This window comes from Leucobacter luti (genome assembly GCF_019464495.1).
Lineage (GTDB): Bacteria > Actinomycetota > Actinomycetes > Actinomycetales > Microbacteriaceae > Leucobacter > Leucobacter luti_A.
The window spans coordinates 1,875,649-1,892,808 of sequence record NZ_CP080492.1; the positions used below are offsets into that span (position 1 = coordinate 1,875,649).

Below are 17,160 nucleotides of genomic sequence, written 5' to 3' on the forward strand. Positions count from 1 at the left end.
CTGACGTTCATATAATTTGTCCAAAAGGAATCGCCATCAACCAAGAAAACTTGGCGACGGGATAAAATTGGCACTTGACAATAAAGTGCACACTATTGAGTTCTCAAAGACCAGACACCACCCGTCAGAACCCTCACGGCCCTTCCGAACGGCAACCTGTCTAGCTTAGCACAAGAAACTTGCGCTGCTCGCATTCCTATAAGCCGGACCGCTCAGCTTCTGCCTCGCTGCCCGGCTCCGTTGCGGTGACAAGGGAATAGATTACGTGGATCCACCCCCACCCGCAAACCACACCCACATCTCGGGCGCGCCCCCGCATAAAACCGCCACTTTTCACAAACCACCCACACCACACCACCCACCCCACACCCACCACCCACACCCCAAAAGCCCAGCAAAACACCCCCACACCCCCACATCCCGGGCGCGCCCACACACGGCAGACCAGCGACGCCCCCAGGCAGCAACGCTTCAGAGAGAGCTCCCGCGCTCAAGAGTCGAAACACGAACCGAACAACCCCCGACGCCACATCACTCCCCCACGGACACACACCAAGCACGCACCCAAAGCACCCCCACACACACCAGTGGCCGCCGCTCACGGAGAGCGACGGCCACTGGTGGCACACGAGGCACTATGCGGGATGCGTCCCCGCCAGCACTACTTGGCTACGAAGAACAACCGCTTGTTCGAGAACTCGCCGATTCCGAGCGGGCCCATCTCGCGGCCGAAGCCGGAGCGCTTCACACCGCCGAACGGCAGCTCAGCGGCCTCAGCAGCGATGATATTGACGTGCGCCATGCCGACCTCGAGCTTCGCTGCGACGCGGGTCGCGCGTGCCTCGTCGGTCGAGAATACCGATCCGCCAAGGCCGAGCGCGCAGTCGTTCGCGAGCTCGAGCGCCTCTTCGTCGCTGTGCACCTTGTACACGGTGGCGACGGGCCCGAAGATCTCCTCGCGATACGACTCGGAGTCGCGCGGCACACCCGTGAGCACTGCCGGCGAGTAGTACGCGGAGGGTCCGTCGCTCAGCACGCCGCCGGCCTCGAGGGTCGCTCCCTCGGAGAGCGCCTTCTGCACCTGCGCGTGGACGGTCTCGGCGGCAGCCCGGCTAGACAGGGGCTGGAACTCGCCCTCTCCCAGCGTCATGGGGTCGCCTGGCACCAGCCCGGTGGCGAGCTTCTTCAGCTCGGCAACGAACTCGTCATAGATATCCGCCATCACGATGAGGCGCTTGTTCGAGTTACACACCTGGCCACCGTTATACGTGCGGAAACCCCACGCGTCAGCGGCAACTGCGGCGACATCATCACTGTCGAGCACCACCATCGGGTCAATGCCACCCAGTTCGAGCACCGCCTTCTTCAGGTGGGTACCGGCCTGAGCGCCAATGATGGCACCGGCCCGCTCGGAACCGGTGAGGGAGACACCCTGCACGCGCGGATCAGCGATCATGGTTGCGATCTGGTCGTGCGAGGCGAACACATTCTGGTAGCCGCCCACGGGAACGCCGGCCTGCTCCATGATCTCCTGGATTGTCAGTGCGGAGCGCGCGCAGATGTCTGCATGCTTCAGGATGATCGTGTTGCCGAGCAGCAGGTTCGGAGCTGCGAAACGCGCAACCTGGTAGTAGGGGAAGTTCCACGGCATAACGCCGAGCAGCGCGCCGATCGGCAGGTGCTCGATGACCGCCTTGCCTGGAATGGTGCTCGGGATCTCGCTGTCGGTGATGAGGCTGGGCCCGTAGACCGCGTAGTAGTCGATGATCGCCGTGGCGAACTCCACCTCGTCGATCGACTCGGCAAGTGACTTGCCCATCTCTACAGCGATGAGGTGCGCAAGCTCGTCCTTGCGCTCCTCGAACAGTTCAGCAACGCGCTTCACCACGGCAGCGCGCTCTTGCACGCTCCGCTCGCGCCACTCCCGGTACGCGGAGTCCGCTGCCGTGAGCGTCTGCTCGATCTGTCCGTCCGTTGCGGATTCGAAGGTCTCGACAATCTCGCCCGTCGCTGGGTTCTGAACTCGATACTTCGCCATTATTTATCGTTTCCTGTCTAGTGTTCAGCGCGCAGATGTCTGCGCACGTCTCCTATCGTCCCACTCGCGCGGGGCACGCGCCAGAAACTCGAGCAGAAACTGCGGCGGCGAGGCAGAGAGAATGCTCGCGCCAGGAGAAACACTGAGCAGTGGGCGGGGCGTCGGATCGCTCACGCGTCCCGGCGCTCCGCCCACAGTCGCCGCTTACAGTCGCCGCTCACGCAGCGCGGCGTCGCTGTTACCGCACGGACACCTGCCCGGTGCGACGGCGGATTTCGTCGGCCACGTGCCTCGCGTCACCCGAGGGCGCATCCGACAGGCGATCCGGCCGGGCGATGAAGAGGTAGGCGAGCCCGGAGATGAGGACGACCCCCAGGCCGAGCAGCACGACCCAGTCGGTGAAGAAGTCCCCGCTCTCCCCCGGCTTGGCCAGCAGGTACATCGCGAACAGACCGTACGCGAGCGCCAGCACGTTCACAACAATGCCCAGCTTGCCGAGCGAGAAGGGACCAGCTGGGCGCCAGCCCTGGAAGCGCTGCTTCAGCGAGGCAAACACGACCATCTGGAAGGCGAGGTAGATACCGAGGATCGCGAAGGACGTCACCGAGAACAGGATGCCCTCATTGAAGTAGATGAGCACGCAGATCAACGCAGGCACGGTGCAGGCGACGATCAGCGCATTGGTCGGCACCTTGTTGCGCTCGGACACCTTCGATAGCCACCGGTGGCCAGGCAGCATGCCATCACGCGCGAAGGAGTAGAGCAGACGGCTCGCGGCCGCCTGCAAACTCAGCACGCAGGAGATGAACGCGAGGATCGCGACGCAGAGGAACACCTTCGCGCCAGCGGTGCCGAGCGTTGCTTCCAAGATCGCGGGGATCGGATCCCCCTCCTTGCCAGCGACGATGTCTTCGAGATTGGGTGCAGCAAGCACGTAGCCAGCGAAGGAGAACAGCGCAGACACCGCACCGACGAGGATTGTCATGATCATGGCACGCGGGATCCGACGAGCTGGATCCGCCACCTCTTCAGCGACGTCCCCGCAGGCTTCAAAGCCGTAGAACAAGAACAGACCAGCGAGCGCAGAGGCGAAGAACACGGGGACATAGGATCCGTCTCCCTCGGTGCCCATCGAGTCGAAGAACACGCTGAACGAGTGGTGGCGCTGGAAGAGGAGCAGGTAGAGTCCCAGTCCGATCACGCCGATGAGCTCGGCGAACAGGCCGATTCGAGCGATGCGTGCCAGCCACTTCGTGCCAGAGAAGTTGATCGCGAGCGCGAGCAGCAGCAAGCCGAGCGCGATGAACAGGGTGCTCGCAGGGGTGAGTTCGATCCCGAGCAGACTCGTGACGAAGCCAGCACCAAACTCGGAGACAGCGGTGATCGTAACGATCATCGCCCAGATATACACCCAGGCAGCGAGCCACGCGTAGCGGCGGCCCCAGAGCCGGCGGGCCCACGGGTAGATACCGCCGTGGATCGGGTACTGGGACACGACTTCGCCGAACACCAGGGCAACGAGCATCTGCCCACACGCGACAATCACGATCCACCAAATCGAGGGCGGGCCGCCCGTTGCGAGCGCAGTTGCGAAGAGGGAATAGACGCCCACGAGGGGCGAGAGGTAGGTGAAGCCGAGAGCGAAGTTCGCCCACAGACTCATCGAGCGATCAAACTTGCCCTCGTAGCCCAGAACGGCGAGGTGTTCCTCGTCGGCGAGGCGACCGGGAGTTGGTGCATCGGACATGTTGGTTTCCTTTCGGATCGGCATTGATCCTGGCGGCGCGATCCGCCCCCACGCGAGTGAGCATAGAGCAGGATCGGCGCCACGGCCTACACCGCGCTGCACAGTGTGCGCTGTTCCGGGTGTGCATCCGCTTCACCAGCGGTTGTGGACGGCCTCCGCCCAGCCCGCAATACCCGCAAACGAGATCGCAGATCCAGCGGCAGTGGTGAACGTTCCCGCCCACTCTCCGAAGCACTGATCGGTGCGGCCGGAGAGCACGAGGAGGTTCGTCCGGCTGCGCTTCACGTGGAACGGCGTCAACACCGCCTCAAGCCCACCGCCACTTACTCGCCACGGTGCCCGCCACTGCGCGAGGTCATATTCCCACTCGGTTTCACCGTGGATCTTGTGCAGTTGGCCGTCGATGAAAAACGCGTTCTCCGAGACTCCGGTGCCGGCGGTCCACTGCGCACCCACTTGCACACCGATCACGTGGCCGTCACTGCGGCCGGATCCTGCGCCCCAGTTCCAGGAGATGTTGTAGGGCCACCGACCGCGACCGTGATCGAGCACCGCCCAGCTCTCCCCCTCGGGCAATCGCACCTCTGCACCGTCGAGCCGCAGCGTGCCGGTTGCCGGGCGCGCGACGTCTTTGACGGTGTATTGGAACCGGGTATCGCTCCACGGAACTGCGAGCGCGAGGCGCTCGTGCCCCGGCGGTAGCGCGGCGAACACGTTAAATTCGACATCCGGAATCTCAGCTTGGATTCTGGTGCCGCCCGCTTCCTCCGTGATCTCAATCTCGAGCTCTTTCGCGCGTGTCCAGGAGGGACCGTATTCAAGTCGTGCAGCAAGCACCGTGTCGCGCGGCGGGATGACCGTGGCGGTGCGCCCCCACTCGCGGCCAGTTGCGCGCTCAAGCACCCATACTTCCGGCACGCAGGCGTAGTCGATCGACGAGACCGTCGCCGCGAGGATGTGCGTCGGGGTGATGACGTTCCAGTACTCCCATCGCTTGGTGCGTCCGCGGCCAGCGCCCAACGCACTCGTGTCGATGATGGGCTGAGGGGCCCATCCCACGGCGGCGCGGTTCAGGCGGCCGTTGGCGCCCACGAGCGTGGTGGGCGCGGCAATCCCCGGCTCGCGGATCACCACGTGGTTATGCCCAGTCGCCGATCACGAGGTTCTCGGGGCGCTCGCCAGCCTGCAACCGGCCGATCTGGCGCCGGATCAGCGCCGCCATGCGCGGCAGCATCGCCGTTGAGTCCCCACCAACATGCGGACTGATCAGCGTGTTCGGGCAGTCCCACAGCGGGTGGTCGGCGGGCAGCGGCTCTGGATCGGTCACGTCGAGCGCAGCCCGGATGCGGCCAGCCTGCAGCTCAGCGACGAGCGCCTCAGTATCGACGACCGGGCCGCGCGCCACGTTCACGAGCAGGGCACCGTCCGGCAGCGCCGCGAGCTCGGCTGCGCCGAACATGCCGTGCGTCTCGGCGGTGAGCGGCACCGCGATCATCACCACTTCGGCTTCAGCGAGCGCTTCCGCAAGCTCAGCAAAGCCACGCACCGCGACCGTTTCGCCCGCCAGGTTCTGCTCCTCGCGTGCCGTGCGTGCGATGCGGGTGATGTGCGTCTCAAAGCCGGCGAGCCTGGCCTCGATGGCTTTCGAGACCCCTCCGTAGCCCACAAGCAGCACGCGGCGATCAGCGATACTCGGATACGAGCGCAGCTCCCAGCGGTGTGCATCGCCAGCGCGCACGAAATCGGGGATCCCACGCTGTGCGGCGAGCGCGAGTCCAAGCGCGAGCTCCGCCGTTGACGCCTCGTGCACGGTCGCTGCGTTCGCGAGCGGCACCCCAGCAGGGAGGTACTTTTCGGCACCGTTGTAGCCGATCGACTGCCACTGCACCAGACGCGCGTTCACTGCGGCGAGCGCCGCGAGCTGCCGGTTCCCGCCCCAGTACGGCGGGACGACGATGTCGATACTGGAGCGGGGAGCGTCCCCGGCGAGATCCCACTCGACAAACTCGACGTCTGGCACCTCCCCGATCGCTTCGCGCAGACCTTCGGCGGGCAGGGAGACAACCAAGTCACTCATGCCCCGAGTGTACCGGGGCCATAGCATCGTCACTATGCATCATTCGCGCCGCACCTCTGTTCCAGCGTTCACCGCGGTACTCGCAGCCGTGGTACTGGGGCTTGTCGGGTGCGCAGCCGCCGATCCGGATGCACCCCGCTCCGCCGAGATCGCGCTGCCTCCTGTGGACGCGGTGCCTGATTATCAGCTCGGCGGAGCCTATGAGCCTGAAACAGCGGTCACGCTGGTGGCACGGGATCGCACCGCGGCTCCGGATCCCACCCGCTACTCCATCTGCTACGTGAACGGCTTCCAGACCCAACCGGGCGAACTCGAGATCTGGCCGGAGAACGCGCTGTTGCGTACGGCAGACGGTGCGACGGTGGTTGACCCCGCGTGGCCGGACGAGGTGCTGCTTGACACCAGTTCGGCCACGCAGCGGGCCGAGATTCTCGCGATCGTGCAACCGTGGATCGTCGGCTGCGCTGCGTCCGGGTTCGACGCGGTGGAGTTCGACAATCTGGATTCATACACGCGCTCAGACGGGGCGCTCACGCTGGCCGACAACCTCGCGCTCGCAACTGATCTGGTCGCCTCCGCCCATGAGGCAGGTCTCGCAGCTGGCCAGAAGAATGCTGCGGAAGATGCCACAGAGCTACACGATCGGGCCGGCTTCGACTTCGCGGTGACCGAGACATGCGCCGCCTACCGGGAGTGCGCCGCTTTCACTGAGGTGTATGCCGGCCACGTGATTGACATCGAGTACACTGATTTCCTTCCGCGCACCTTTGCTGAGATGTGCGACGATGCGGAGTCCCCGCCCGCAATGGTCCTGCGGGATCGGGAGCTCACGTCGCCGGAGCACGCGGGCTATGTCTTCGAGCGCTGCGCCTAGCCAGCGAGCGAATCACTGGCGATCGGCTCAGCCGGCCGGCGTTGCCACTGGCTCATGCGCCCAACCGAGCTCGCCCAGCCGATACTCGATCCGCGTGTGCTGCCGATCCTCGCGCGCTTGCATGAACTCGAACTCAGTGGGCCGGAGCGCATAGCGCTGCCACTCGAGATTCGGCTCCCCCGTGTAGCTCGGGCGCTCACGCCAGTCGCGCTGCGAGGCGTCCTCGGAGAGCGGGATGGCGTCACCTGTGACTCGCACCTGCCTGCCCGACTCGCGCCAGAAGAACAGCATCGACGCACGCGGATTGGCCGCGAGTTCGAGCCCCTTCCGCGAGGTGCGGTGTGTGGAAAAGTGGTAGCCGTCAGCGTCAAGGTCTTTAAGGATCAGCGTGCGCACGGCGGGGAGGCCGTCAGCGCGGACGGTCGCAAACGCCATCGCGTGCGGCTGGCGTGCCCCGCTCGCAATCGCCTCGTCGAGCCACGCGCGAAAGAGCGCATCTGGATGCTGCGGAAGCCCCGTCGTGTCGAGCACGGGAAGCGGGTTCGGGAACGCGGGCAGTGTGCGGAGACGTGACTCGAGATCGCTCATGGCCCTAGCGTAACTCGGGCGCCTGCTCCGGCGCTTGGACCGCCGCGCCGAGCTGCATGGCGCGCTGCAACGAGTCAACCGAGCCGAAGCCTGTCAGTGCTGCGATCCGTGACTGCGGCATGTGCGGGTGCTCGTGCCGCAGTTGGACGGCGGCGGCGGCACGCGTCTGGCGGATCGCGCCCGCGACGGTGCGGCCCTCCGCTCGGAATGCTGATTGCAGGGTGCGCACGGATACGCCGAGTGTCAGCGCGAGGGTTTCCGGGTTCAACGACGGCGCATCGTACCCGCGGCGAATTGCGGCAATTGCAGACCCATAGAGCGTCCTCGGCCCCCGTGCCTCGTCTCCTCCAGCGAGCCGCACGACCGAGTGGGCAAGTTCCTCGAGCGCGTGCTGCAGCGGGTCGCCGTCGGTCACATCGGTTTGCGCCAGCCCGCACACACTGGAAATATACGCAGCAGTGGGGGCGAAGAGCGCAGCAGCGACACCGTGCTCCGCGCTGTGCACGATGTCGGCACCGCCGCTCGAGAGAATCGCCGCGGTGATTCGCGCTGGCACACTCATGCAGACGAAGTCGGTGCGTTCCGTCGGCGTCGCGAAGTGGATCGTACCGGGGCCAGGCGGCATAAGAAAGGCACCTCTGCCGTGCTTCTGTTTCCCATCCGGCCCGGTCACGCTCAGAGATCCATGCTGCACGATCATGAGCAACGCCCGATCCGTTGGCCAGGCTCCCCTGTTCCAGCGACTGCGGAGCTCCGACACCCTGGCATGTGCGAGCGCGACCTCGGAGAACCTCGCGATCCGGATCCGCAGCGGTGGCTGCGCAGCGAAGCTCTCAATCTGGATCTCAGCAGCATTCAACTGGGTGCGTACGCGGGGCGACTGCTGCAGGTCCGTGACACGCTGCGCGTGCACGTCGAAGCGGTGGAAGTCTCGATCATTGCCGAGCCCCATTCGCAACGCACGCGTCCGCTCCATGTGCCCCCATCGGTCATGCAGTACTCGCCGCGCACAGCGCGAAAGTTGCTTCATCGTAACCCCAAGTGAGACCCACAGCGCAAATCGCGCGAACACCTCCGCAAAACGCGCAGATCACCCGGCATCGCAGACGGCTCATTTATTTTGATTGCCCCGCGTCACTTTTTCCCGGAAAGTAGCACTCACTCGGTGAGACGCGGGTACGTGCGCGCGGCCACTGGGGAAATTGGGAGGGGGACCAGTGAAAACAGCAGCAAAGGTCCAGAGCGAACACCACGGTGAGATCTTGCAGCGCCGCGATGCAGAACTCGCGCTACACGCCGCCGATGGACACCTGATCGCGGCAGCTCGAAACGGGGATCGTGACGCGTTCGGCCAGCTCTGGCAACAGCACCACCAGGCCGTGTGCGCCCTGACCTACCCGCTTGCGTTCGCCGACACGGAGGACACCGTTTCAGAGGCCTTCACCTCGGTCTGGGATCAGTTGCAGCGCGGCCGTGGCCCCGTCGAACACTTTCGCGCCTATGTGGTTGCGGTGTCACGGAACATCGCGTCACGCCGCTATCACGAGCGCCAGCGCACAGTGACGAGCGAGCTCCTCGAAGAAACTCCGGCGGAGGACTCCACGGATTTCACGGATGGCGGATCAGAGACGCGGGACATCATCGCGGCGTTCGCCTCACTGCCCGACCGGTGGCAGCAAATCCTGTGGTGGCAAGAAGTCGAAGAGCGGCCGCGCACCGAGATTGCCGAGCGACTCAGTCTCAGCCCCAACTCGGTTTCTGCGCTGACGCGCCGCGCTCGCGAAGGACTGCGGCTCGAGTGGCTCCGCCAGCAGCTCCCGAATGCGGTCGCCTCCGGGCACGAAGACATCGTCGAACTGCTCCCGAAGTTCGTTCGCGGCGCCGTCAGCGGGGAACTGCAGCGCGGCGTCGCAACGCACCTGTCCGCCTGCACCGAGTGCGCTGGGCTCGAACGCGGCCTCCGCCGCGAGAATCATCGCTTCGGTCGCAAGATCGCGGCGGGCGGGGCACTCGCTCTTGCACTGGGCGGCACACTCACGACGGATCTGTGGGCGGCGCCCACTGCGGCGAGCGCTGCAGCGTTCTCCGCGGCTCCCGCAGGCGGCGCCCAGATCGCCGGATCAGGCACCTGGGCTGGAGATCTCGCTACGCGCGGTGTCAGGGCCGTTGCTCGGCACACGAGACGAGCAACCCAAGCCCTCTCGCAGGCCGGGGGCGGGGCGCTCACAGCTGGGATAGCGGTGGCCACCACAGCTGCCGTCGCGCTCGCGGTTGGCGTCACCGCAATCCTGCCGCTATTGCCGGAGGGTGGAAGCACCGAGAGCGCTCCCACTTCAGAGCAGGACACCGAAGCTCAGTCGGAGTCGGAGTCTGCCCACGCGCAGCGCACCCCAGCTGATGACCGTGCCCCCGCACACACTGCTCCCCCCGCTGAGGCTGACACAACGCCCGGCTCTGAGCTCCGCGCGGAGCCGGCAAGCACGCCGGTCACGGATCCCGATTCGTCTGGCGTGCCGCAGAATCCGGTGCCGCCGGGAGAGCCGACTCTGCCTCCTCCGCCCCCAGAGGATGAGCCCGCTCCTCCGGAGCAGCCGACGAATCCAGAAAAGCCTGCCGAGCCGACGAATCCGGAAAAGCCCGTCGAGCCAACGAATCCGGAAAAGCCCGTCGAGCCAACGAAACCGGAAAAGCCTGAGAAGCCTGAAAAGCCGACAGTTCCTGAGGTGCCAGCGGTGATCACCGTCGCACGCGGAGACGCAGACACCGATACGCTCGCGCCGCTGCTGACCGGCAGAGCGGCCCCGCTCGCGACCGTGCGCATCGACGTATCCGGGCAGCGCTCGGAGACCACGGCTTCTGCAGCGGGCGAGTGGCACATCGATCTGGCTCCCACTCAGCTTGCGGCGGGCGCGCATGTTGCCGTGATTACTCAGGTGGTGGACGGCGCCATTGTGGCGACCACCACTTTTCCCTTTACGCTGGCGCAGCCGAGCGCGACCTTCACGATCAGTGTGGTGCAGGGACCAGACGGGGTGTTCGGGCCTCGAATCTGGGCCGACGTCACCGGCCAACCGCTCACGGAAGTGTGCGTGTGGTCATCCCGCGTGGCGATGCAGCGGGTAGCACTTGACGCGCAGGGCGCCGGATCACTGCAACTGCGGGTGGCAGATTTCGCGCTCAGCCTGAACTACAGCTATTGCAGCGGCGAGCGCATGGGCGTGACTGGCACGGCACCACTCGTCTATCAGTAGCTATTCGGCGTCGCGGCTGCGCGCCGCGGCCTCAACGAACCCCTGCCTCGCCACATACCCCGTCACGAGGAGGAGGCCGAGACCTGACCAGACAGCCCACCACGGAAAGCCCGGAATCGCAGAAGTCGCTCCAGCCGCCTGCACATCGGCGATGGGTGTGGGGGTGATGCGTTCACCGGTGACCACGATCCGATGGGTGTTGATTCCGAGCGGAGTGCAAGTGATGAGCGTCACCAGGTCCTCCCCCAGCTCAGCCCGCAGTGTGCCCGTGTCTTCTGGCGCGATCACCTGAATGTCGCGCACCCGATAGGTCATGACACGGCCCAGGGTCTCGACAACGAATGTGTCGCCCAGCGTGACCTGATCCAGATTCGTGAACATTGTCGCGTTGGCGAGGCCGCGGTGAGCGGTGAGGACCGAGCGGGTGCCGGATCCGCCAACCGGGAGGTGCGAGCCCTCCAGGTGGCCTGAACCGCGGGCGAGCACCGCGTCGCTCGTGCCGTGGAATACCGGAAGGTCAACGCCGATCGACGGGATCTTGATGCGAGACATGAGCCCGTTCGCGCCGCCTCGCAAGAGCTCGTCGTACTCCAACGTTTGATCGGCGAGCGTCCAGTCGCCAACCGGGACATGCGCGTTCTTGCCGAGCACCACGCCAGCACTGAGCGCTCGGTTGTAGGCTTCGGCCGCTGCAAGCTGCTCGTCGGCGGAGGGAGTGAGCGAGTCGAGATTCGCGACCGACGTGCTCAGCACCTTGGACTGGTTGTAGGAGGACAGCCACCCTGCGCTCATCGGGTACAGGCCCGCGCCGATTCCGGCGAGCGCGAGCACCGCGATCACGATGGTCAGGGCGCTTGGCCTCCAGCGCGCTGCGGTGCGCGCAGCGGTGCGCGTCTCAGCTGCGTCTACGTCTGCATGCCGCATGGTGTGCTCCGTCTGTGAAAGGGGAATCGAACGGGTGAGCGGGGGTGCGAGCCGGGTGCCTGCTGCACCCATCCCGCACCCCCGCTCTGCGCGCGGCTACGCCGCGTTCACCTGCTTGCGCCTGCGTTGCCACCAGAGTCCGGCAATCACGCTCAAGCCGAGTCCCCCACCGGTGAGGAGGAAACCGAAGCTCCCCAATCCGCCGGTGAGTGGGATGGCTGGCACGTCAACCTGCCGGTTCTCGATGTTCCCATAGGCGACATTCGTGTTGATCGTGATTGCGATCGGATCCGCGAGGAGCTGGTACCCGGGCGGGGCTTTGGTCTCACGCAATTGATACTTCCCCATCGGGAGGTCACGGAGCGCGAAGCCGCCCGCTGTGGGGTCTCGATCTGCTCCGGTGCAGCTCGCCGCGGCCGCTGCAACACAATCGGTCACCGTGATCGCGGATCCTGGCACCGGCTGCCCCGCCGCGTTCACCGGAGTGAGGAGCCACTCAGACTCGCCCAGTCGCACACCGGTCTGATCCACTTTGTTCCAGGTGAGTCCGCCGACGACCGGATGAACCGTGCATGGCTCTCCCGGCTGGCAGGTGGTGGGCGGCTGCTCTCCAGTCGGGACGACATAGTTGCGCACGGAAGCGTTGGCTGCGCTGGGCAGTGGGTCCCGCACCGTGACGGTGTAGCTCACCGTGCGCTCGGTGCCCGGCTGCAGCGTGCCGGTGATCCGGATCCGGTCCCCCGCGCCGTTGAGCGCCGCGGTGAGCGGGCTCTGGGCCGTCACCGTCCCGGTGAGGACGGCGTCGTCGAGCACATCAGTGAGGACGTCGTCGTGATTGACCGCGACAGGGAGCTCGCCCGTGTTCTTGAATGTCAGCGTGTAGGTCACACTCTGGCCTGGCTTCACTGTCGTACCCGTCGGCGGGTTGGAGCTCTTGGCGATCTCGAGCTTGCCAGGCGCCAAAACTCGGTTGTAGATCTTGCACTCCACACGCTGGGCGCGAAGCCCCTGGACCACAAAGCCCGGCTGAGCCGCGGTGCCGGCGTTCGTGACGGCCGTCGGAGCTCCCGTCTCAGTGTTCACACACACGGCGTTGCGGGCAGCGGCACCTGTGCCGACGGGCACCAACTCGTAGCCCGTCTGCTGCGTCTCCAGGATCTGAACGGGCCCGGTGGTCGTCGGGGCCGTGAAGGCTAGGCCGAAGTCGACCTTGCCGTCATCACCGGTCGCCGTGGTGCGCGTGACGGGCGCCTGCACCGTCATCGCGGTCGCCGTCGTGCTCGCGTCGAAGCGCCACCCCTCAGGGGCGGGCGTGGCCTGCGCAATGGTGCCTCCGGCCGGCACGATCATCTTCTGCACGCCGATCGTACCGTTGCAGTTCTTGTTGGCGAGTGCAACAAGAGCCTGCGTCGCTTCGGTAAAGCTGGAGGTGCGGTAATAGTCGCTGTTTTTCGTTGGCCCGGATACCGCGCGCAAATTTGCCTCGCTCGCGGCGGTGAGCGCTGGCCCGACACCGAGCGCCACCAGGCGCGTTCCCAGCGCCTTCAGCTGGTTCGCGGAGAAGATGCCCGCGTCGACATCCTGCAGCGAGTTAAACGCACTCGACCCGGCACCGGTGTTGCCGCGGATCACCGTGGGGTTCCCGTCGGTGAGCAGAATAGCGAGGTCGTACGCGTTGCCGCTGTTGGCAGCCTCGGCGATCCCGCGATCCCAGTTCGTGCCACCGCCGGAGGCCCACGCAGCGTACTGCGCGGAGAAAGCCGCACCCTGCGCCGCGGTCGTCACGGGGAGGAGATTGGGGTGGTTGCTCGCTCCGGTTCCGGGCGTCTCGTTCGAGAACGAGAACAGCGACATTTGGGTGTTCGTGCCTCGGAATGCGTTGACGAAGCTCGTCATCGCGGCTTTCATATCGGCAATTCCGGTGGCTCCCAGCGAACCGGAAGTGTCCGCGATGAGCGCGATATTGATCCCGCACTCCGCGGGAAGCTCTGGGTTGTTTCGTGACTGGTTCCACACCCCAGTGGTGCGGCTCACGTTGGCGGCGTACCAGTCTTCGGTGTTGGCATCGATCCGGTTCCGCATGAAGTACCGATCAGGATCCGCAGCCACAGTGTCCCACGGCATCGCTGTCGTGGATCGGTAGGTCGTCCCGGCTCGCAACTGCGTATCGGTACGGAATCGGTACTGCCACGAGGCCTCGGGTGTGGCACCGAAGGTACCGACCCGAAGCTGCGGGTTCGCATACCACCCGGTGGGGCTCGTCTCTTGCACCACCCAGAACCGGGAGTCCTGCGGCGTGCCGGTGCTGGAAGCAGCTCCCGAGCGGATGGGGATGATGAAGTTACAATCGCCGTCGGCGTCTGAGACGCAGGTCGTCCACGGCCAGCTTGCATCGACCCTGGTGCCCGCCGCGCCTTGGACGGGCAAAATGCCAGCGCCCCCGGAGCCACCACCCGTTGTCGCGGTACCCGTGTTGTAGAGGCCCAGCTTCACTCCGGCAAGTCCCTGCACGGTGCCGTTTGCGAGTCGGTTCCCTCCGACCTTGACCGACAGCACTGCGCTGCCCGCTGGGGCCGTCGGCACCGAGCGCGGCGCAATCGGCACGGCGTCAGTGCCCGGAACGACTGGGGCGGCGGGATCCTCACCAGCGCCCGATCCGGGTGCTGGAGTGGTCTCGGTGCCGCCGGGGACGTCGGTGCCCTCGCCGACCTCTGCGCCAGTCGGCGTGTCCGCGGGGGCCTCAGTGCCTCCGCCTGCACTCGCTTCACTGCCTTCTTCGGCACCAGCGCCGGTGTCGACGGTGGAATTCTCGGGTACGGAATCCGGCTGTGCGGGATCCGTTTGCGCGGAGGTCCCCGTCTCGGGCGCGGTGATCTCCGCGGACGCTGGCGCTGCGACGGCGGCGATCAGGCCGACAGGGAACACCAACCCGCCCAACAGTGCGAGCGACGCACCGAACCCGGTCGCACGGGCTGCGCTGCGCAGCCTTCGACGTGTTCGCTGACTGTTCTGCATTACAGGAGGCCTTTCTGCTGTACTGTTCAGCGCCGAAGCGCTGTCCCGACCGCCCAGGGGAAGCTGGACGGCCGGGGGTTCACCCAGCGGGGCGAGAGACTCAAGGGGATAGGCCCCTCGCCCCGACAGGTGGCTTGATTACCGCTGTGACGCGGTGGCTGTGCGGCGGCGCTTCCAGTTCATCAGCGCTACAGCGGCGACAACGGCTGCAAGTCCACTCCCGATCAGGACGGCCTGGCCCGCTGCACCAGTGAGGGGCAACTCGGGTACCTCGGTCTGGGTGTTCGTGATCTCTACGTTGTCCGAGACCGTGGTCTCCCCAATCTTCACCGTGACGGGGGTGAAGGGCTGGGCCGGGACGACATAGCCTGCGGGAGCTGCAACCTCTTTGAGGACATAGCAGCGCTGCTGCGCATCAATCACCGGGTTGACGCTGTCGCTCACGAACAGGCCGGGGACGGAGATCACGCCAGTGCCGGCCGATGTGAACTGAGTCGCCCCGTTGACGGTGACGGCCGCGCCGGCTGCGACGGCGGTGCTGCAGTCGGCTGCGTAGGGATCAGCAGCGTTGTAGACCTCGAACACGGCTCCGTTCAGACGGCCTTCGGTGCCAGTGGTGCCCGCTGCCCGCTTCTGCACGGCAAGGCTGCCCCAGTGGGTTTCGACCTCGTTCGAGGGGATCGGGGGCTGCAGCGAGGGATCGAACGTGGGGTTGTTCGGCCACAGTTCAGCCGTGTTCTCGATCGTGCCGTTGCCGAGTGCGACGACGGTGCCCGCGAAGACGACCTGGATCTTCTTGCCAGCGTGGGCGTTCGGGCCCTCGTTGAGCCAGGCAAGGCCGGCAGCGCTGAAGTTTACGGTGATCTGCTGGCCTGTGACCGTAGTCGTGAAGTACGCGGGGTTGAGCGCGGCGCCGTCGACGGTCACGGCGATATCCGCCGCGGGGATCGGGGCGAGGCGGGCGTCGAGCGTGTCCCTAATCGCAAAGCCGGTCCAGGTCTGCTCGCTCGTGGGGACAGGAACCGTGACCGGGAAGCGAACGACGGATCCCAGGCCCGTCTCCTGCTGCTCCTCAATTGTCTTCTCGATGACGCCCTCACCATTCTTCGGGTACGCGTGCACGTCGTACACCCATCCGCTCTCGTGCGGCATCGGGATGGTCACGATAAACGGCGTCGCGCGGTCGATGATGTTGGCTGGAGCCGAGGTCTCACAGATCTGGTACGCGCCCACGGGAAGCGAGATCGTTGCCACGCCGAGCGCGGTGGTGAGGGGAAGTGCGCGGGCGGTGCCGAGCGTGAATCCGGTGGGTGCGGTGCAGCCGGCGCCCGGCGCGAGGTCCTTCAGGCTGCTCCATGCTGCGGTGGTGTCGAGGTTCAGCGGTGCGCCTGCGCTGAGCAGCGGGAAGGCGGTGAAGCCAACCCCAGCGACGGGATCAGTGAACTCGCCATCAGCTGGAGCCTGGCTAATGTCGCCCGGCCCGCTGCCGGTCTGGTGCAGATACTTGTGCACCGTGATCGAACCCTGGCGATCCGTGTCGATGTTGCCGTACTCCACTGGAGCTGCGTTCGCTGCAGAGCTTGCGCCCATGAGCGCTGCCACCCCGAGTGCCCCCGCAATCAGTGCTGTGGTTGTGCGACGTCGCACATTTCCTGCATTCACCCGTTCATTCCTCTCGTAGAGAGCCCCCCAAGGGCCACTTCGTTGTGCAGCCGCTGAGCGGCCTACGCGAAACAGGTGCGGAGACTGCGGAATAAGTGACGCCCCGTTATCTTTTTGTTATCAACTTCGCGCGTTTCAGCTCAGTGGGGACGCACAGCACTCAGCTGCAGACCGGCCGCTTGGTAGCCTGGCGCCATGAATCTGCAGCGACTCTTTGGGCTCGACGGGCGCACCGCACTCGTGACGGGCGGGAGCTCCGGCATCGGCCGCGCAATCGCCGGAGCGCTGGCCGGCGCCGGAGCACACACGCTCATCGCGGCGCGCACGGAGACCGCCATCGCGAGTACCGTGGCAGAAATTACCGCCACGGGAGGATGCGCGACCGGGATCGTCGCCGACCTCTCGACGCGTGCAGGAGCACACGACCTCGCCGACGCTGCGATCGCCGCCACCGACGCCGTCGACATCCTCGTACACTCGGCCGGGATCAACCTTCGTCCGCCGCTCCCGGAGCTCGACGAGGCGACCTGGGACGCCACAATGGCGGTCAACCTCGACGCACCGTTCGTTCTTGGCCAACGTCTCGCGCCGGCCATGGCTGAGCGCGGCTACGGCCGGATCATTCACATCAGTTCACAGCAGGCACACCGGCCGTTTGCGGCGAGCGGCGCGTACGGAGTGTCCAAGGCAGGCCTCGAAGCACTCGCGCGATCACAGGCCGAGGCGTGGTCTGCACAGGGCGTGACGGCGAACGTACTGATCCCCGGTTTCGTTCAGACGCCGCTGAACGTGCGTTTGAGCTCGGACCCGGCCGTAGTCGAGGCCCTTGCCGCACGCACGCTTGTGGGGCGCAACGGGCTCCCCGAGGATTTTGCCGGGGCCGCGGTGTTCCTCGCGAGTCCGTCCGCCGCGTATGTCACCGGCCAATCACTTGCCGTGGACGGCGGATTCTCCGTGCACTAGGACTGCAAAACTTGCACCAAT

At 65.9% G+C, this 17,160-nt stretch carries 12 protein-coding genes; 3 read left to right on the forward strand and 9 right to left on the reverse strand.

Annotated elements, in window-relative coordinates; all coding sequences use genetic code 11:
- Positions 1 to 661: 661 nt before the first annotated feature.
- The 4 genes from K1X41_RS08420 to K1X41_RS08435 form a co-directional block, all read right to left on the reverse strand.
- Positions 662 to 2,038 (reverse strand): NAD-dependent succinate-semialdehyde dehydrogenase, encoded by a 1,377-nt coding sequence (locus tag K1X41_RS08420; protein ID WP_133616254.1) that lies wholly within the window; start codon positions 2,036 to 2,038, stop codon positions 662 to 664.
- A 238-nt stretch (positions 2,039 to 2,276) separates the two neighbouring features.
- Positions 2,277 to 3,785 (reverse strand): APC family permease, encoded by a 1,509-nt coding sequence (locus K1X41_RS08425; protein ID WP_133616255.1) that lies wholly within the window; start codon positions 3,783 to 3,785, stop codon positions 2,277 to 2,279.
- Positions 3,786 to 3,917: 132 nt separating this feature from the next.
- Positions 3,918 to 4,916, reverse strand: coding sequence for a DUF2804 domain-containing protein (locus K1X41_RS08430; RefSeq protein ID WP_258566391.1), 999 nt, complete (start codon positions 4,914 to 4,916; stop codon positions 3,918 to 3,920).
- Positions 4,917 to 4,923: 7 nt separating this feature from the next.
- Complete coding sequence (locus tag K1X41_RS08435; protein ID WP_220174374.1) at positions 4,924 to 5,862, reverse strand: 2-hydroxyacid dehydrogenase; 939 nt, start codon at positions 5,860 to 5,862, stop codon at positions 4,924 to 4,926.
- A 34-nt stretch (positions 5,863 to 5,896) separates the two neighbouring features.
- On the opposite strand from K1X41_RS08435, the gene K1X41_RS08440 reads away from it, so the two are divergent.
- Complete coding sequence (locus K1X41_RS08440; protein ID WP_220174375.1) at positions 5,897 to 6,736, forward strand: endo alpha-1,4 polygalactosaminidase; 840 nt, start codon at positions 5,897 to 5,899, stop codon at positions 6,734 to 6,736.
- A 27-nt stretch (positions 6,737 to 6,763) separates the two neighbouring features.
- On the opposite strand, the gene K1X41_RS08445 is transcribed toward K1X41_RS08440, so the two are convergent.
- Together K1X41_RS08445 and K1X41_RS08450 are read right to left on the reverse strand one after the other, a co-directional pair.
- Positions 6,764 to 7,324: a pyridoxine/pyridoxamine 5'-phosphate oxidase gene (locus K1X41_RS08445; RefSeq protein ID WP_133616258.1), complete on the reverse strand. Its 561-nt coding sequence runs from the start codon at positions 7,322 to 7,324 to the stop codon at positions 6,764 to 6,766.
- 4 nt (positions 7,325 to 7,328) lie between these two features.
- On the reverse strand, positions 7,329 to 8,300 hold the full coding sequence (locus tag K1X41_RS08450) for a helix-turn-helix transcriptional regulator (protein WP_220174376.1): 972 nt from the start codon (positions 8,298 to 8,300) through the stop codon (positions 7,329 to 7,331).
- 241 nt (positions 8,301 to 8,541) lie between these two features.
- On the opposite strand from K1X41_RS08450, the gene K1X41_RS08455 reads away from it, so the two are divergent.
- The gene (locus K1X41_RS08455; RefSeq protein ID WP_220174377.1) at positions 8,542 to 10,575 is read left to right on the forward strand and encodes a sigma-70 family RNA polymerase sigma factor; all 2,034 of its coding nucleotides are present in this window, start codon (positions 8,542 to 8,544) and stop codon (positions 10,573 to 10,575) included.
- Here K1X41_RS08455 and K1X41_RS08460 read toward each other — a convergent pair whose 3' ends face one another.
- The 3 genes from K1X41_RS08460 to K1X41_RS08470 all read right to left on the reverse strand — a co-directional run bounded on the left by K1X41_RS08460 (position 10,576) and on the right by K1X41_RS08470 (position 16,176).
- Positions 10,576 to 11,499: a class C sortase gene (locus tag K1X41_RS08460; RefSeq protein WP_133616261.1), complete on the reverse strand. Its 924-nt coding sequence runs from the start codon at positions 11,497 to 11,499 to the stop codon at positions 10,576 to 10,578. It abuts the gene before it with no gap.
- A 96-nt stretch (positions 11,500 to 11,595) separates the two neighbouring features.
- Positions 11,596 to 14,514, reverse strand: a complete 2,919-nt coding sequence (locus tag K1X41_RS08465) for a DUF7927 domain-containing protein (protein ID WP_220174378.1) — start codon at positions 14,512 to 14,514, stop codon at positions 11,596 to 11,598.
- A 138-nt stretch (positions 14,515 to 14,652) separates the two neighbouring features.
- Positions 14,653 to 16,176 (reverse strand): SpaH/EbpB family LPXTG-anchored major pilin, encoded by a 1,524-nt coding sequence (locus K1X41_RS08470; RefSeq protein WP_220174379.1) that lies wholly within the window; start codon positions 16,174 to 16,176, stop codon positions 14,653 to 14,655.
- A gap of 195 nt (positions 16,177 to 16,371) precedes the next feature.
- Here K1X41_RS08470 and K1X41_RS08475 point away from each other — a divergent pair, with 195 nt between their 5' ends.
- Complete coding sequence (locus K1X41_RS08475) at positions 16,372 to 17,139, forward strand: SDR family NAD(P)-dependent oxidoreductase (protein WP_220174380.1); 768 nt, start codon at positions 16,372 to 16,374, stop codon at positions 17,137 to 17,139.
- Positions 17,140 to 17,160: the final 21 nt, after the last annotated feature.

What these genes read in the sequence shown, in the direction of transcription:
- K1X41_RS08445 (WP_133616258.1), bottom strand. Translation starts at nt 7,324, where the DNA reads ATGAGCGATCTCGAGTCACGTCTCCGCACACTGCCCGCGTTCCCGAAC.
- K1X41_RS08435 (WP_220174374.1), bottom strand. Translation starts at nt 5,862, where the DNA reads ATGAGTGACTTGGTTGTCTCCCTGCCCGCCGAAGGTCTGCGCGAAGCG.
- K1X41_RS08465 (WP_220174378.1), bottom strand. Translation starts at nt 14,514, where the DNA reads ATGCAGAACAGTCAGCGAACACGTCGAAGGCTGCGCAGCGCAGCCCGT.
- K1X41_RS08420 (WP_133616254.1), bottom strand. Translation starts at nt 2,038, where the DNA reads ATGGCGAAGTATCGAGTTCAGAACCCAGCGACGGGCGAGATTGTCGAG.
- K1X41_RS08425 (WP_133616255.1), bottom strand. Translation starts at nt 3,785, where the DNA reads ATGTCCGATGCACCAACTCCCGGTCGCCTCGCCGACGAGGAACACCTC.
- K1X41_RS08475 (WP_220174380.1), top strand. Translation starts at nt 16,372, where the DNA reads ATGAATCTGCAGCGACTCTTTGGGCTCGACGGGCGCACCGCACTCGTG.
- K1X41_RS08440 (WP_220174375.1), top strand. Translation starts at nt 5,897, where the DNA reads ATGCATCATTCGCGCCGCACCTCTGTTCCAGCGTTCACCGCGGTACTC.
- K1X41_RS08460 (WP_133616261.1), bottom strand. Translation starts at nt 11,499, where the DNA reads ATGCGGCATGCAGACGTAGACGCAGCTGAGACGCGCACCGCTGCGCGC.
- K1X41_RS08450 (WP_220174376.1), bottom strand. Translation starts at nt 8,300, where the DNA reads ATGGAGCGGACGCGTGCGTTGCGAATGGGGCTCGGCAATGATCGAGAC.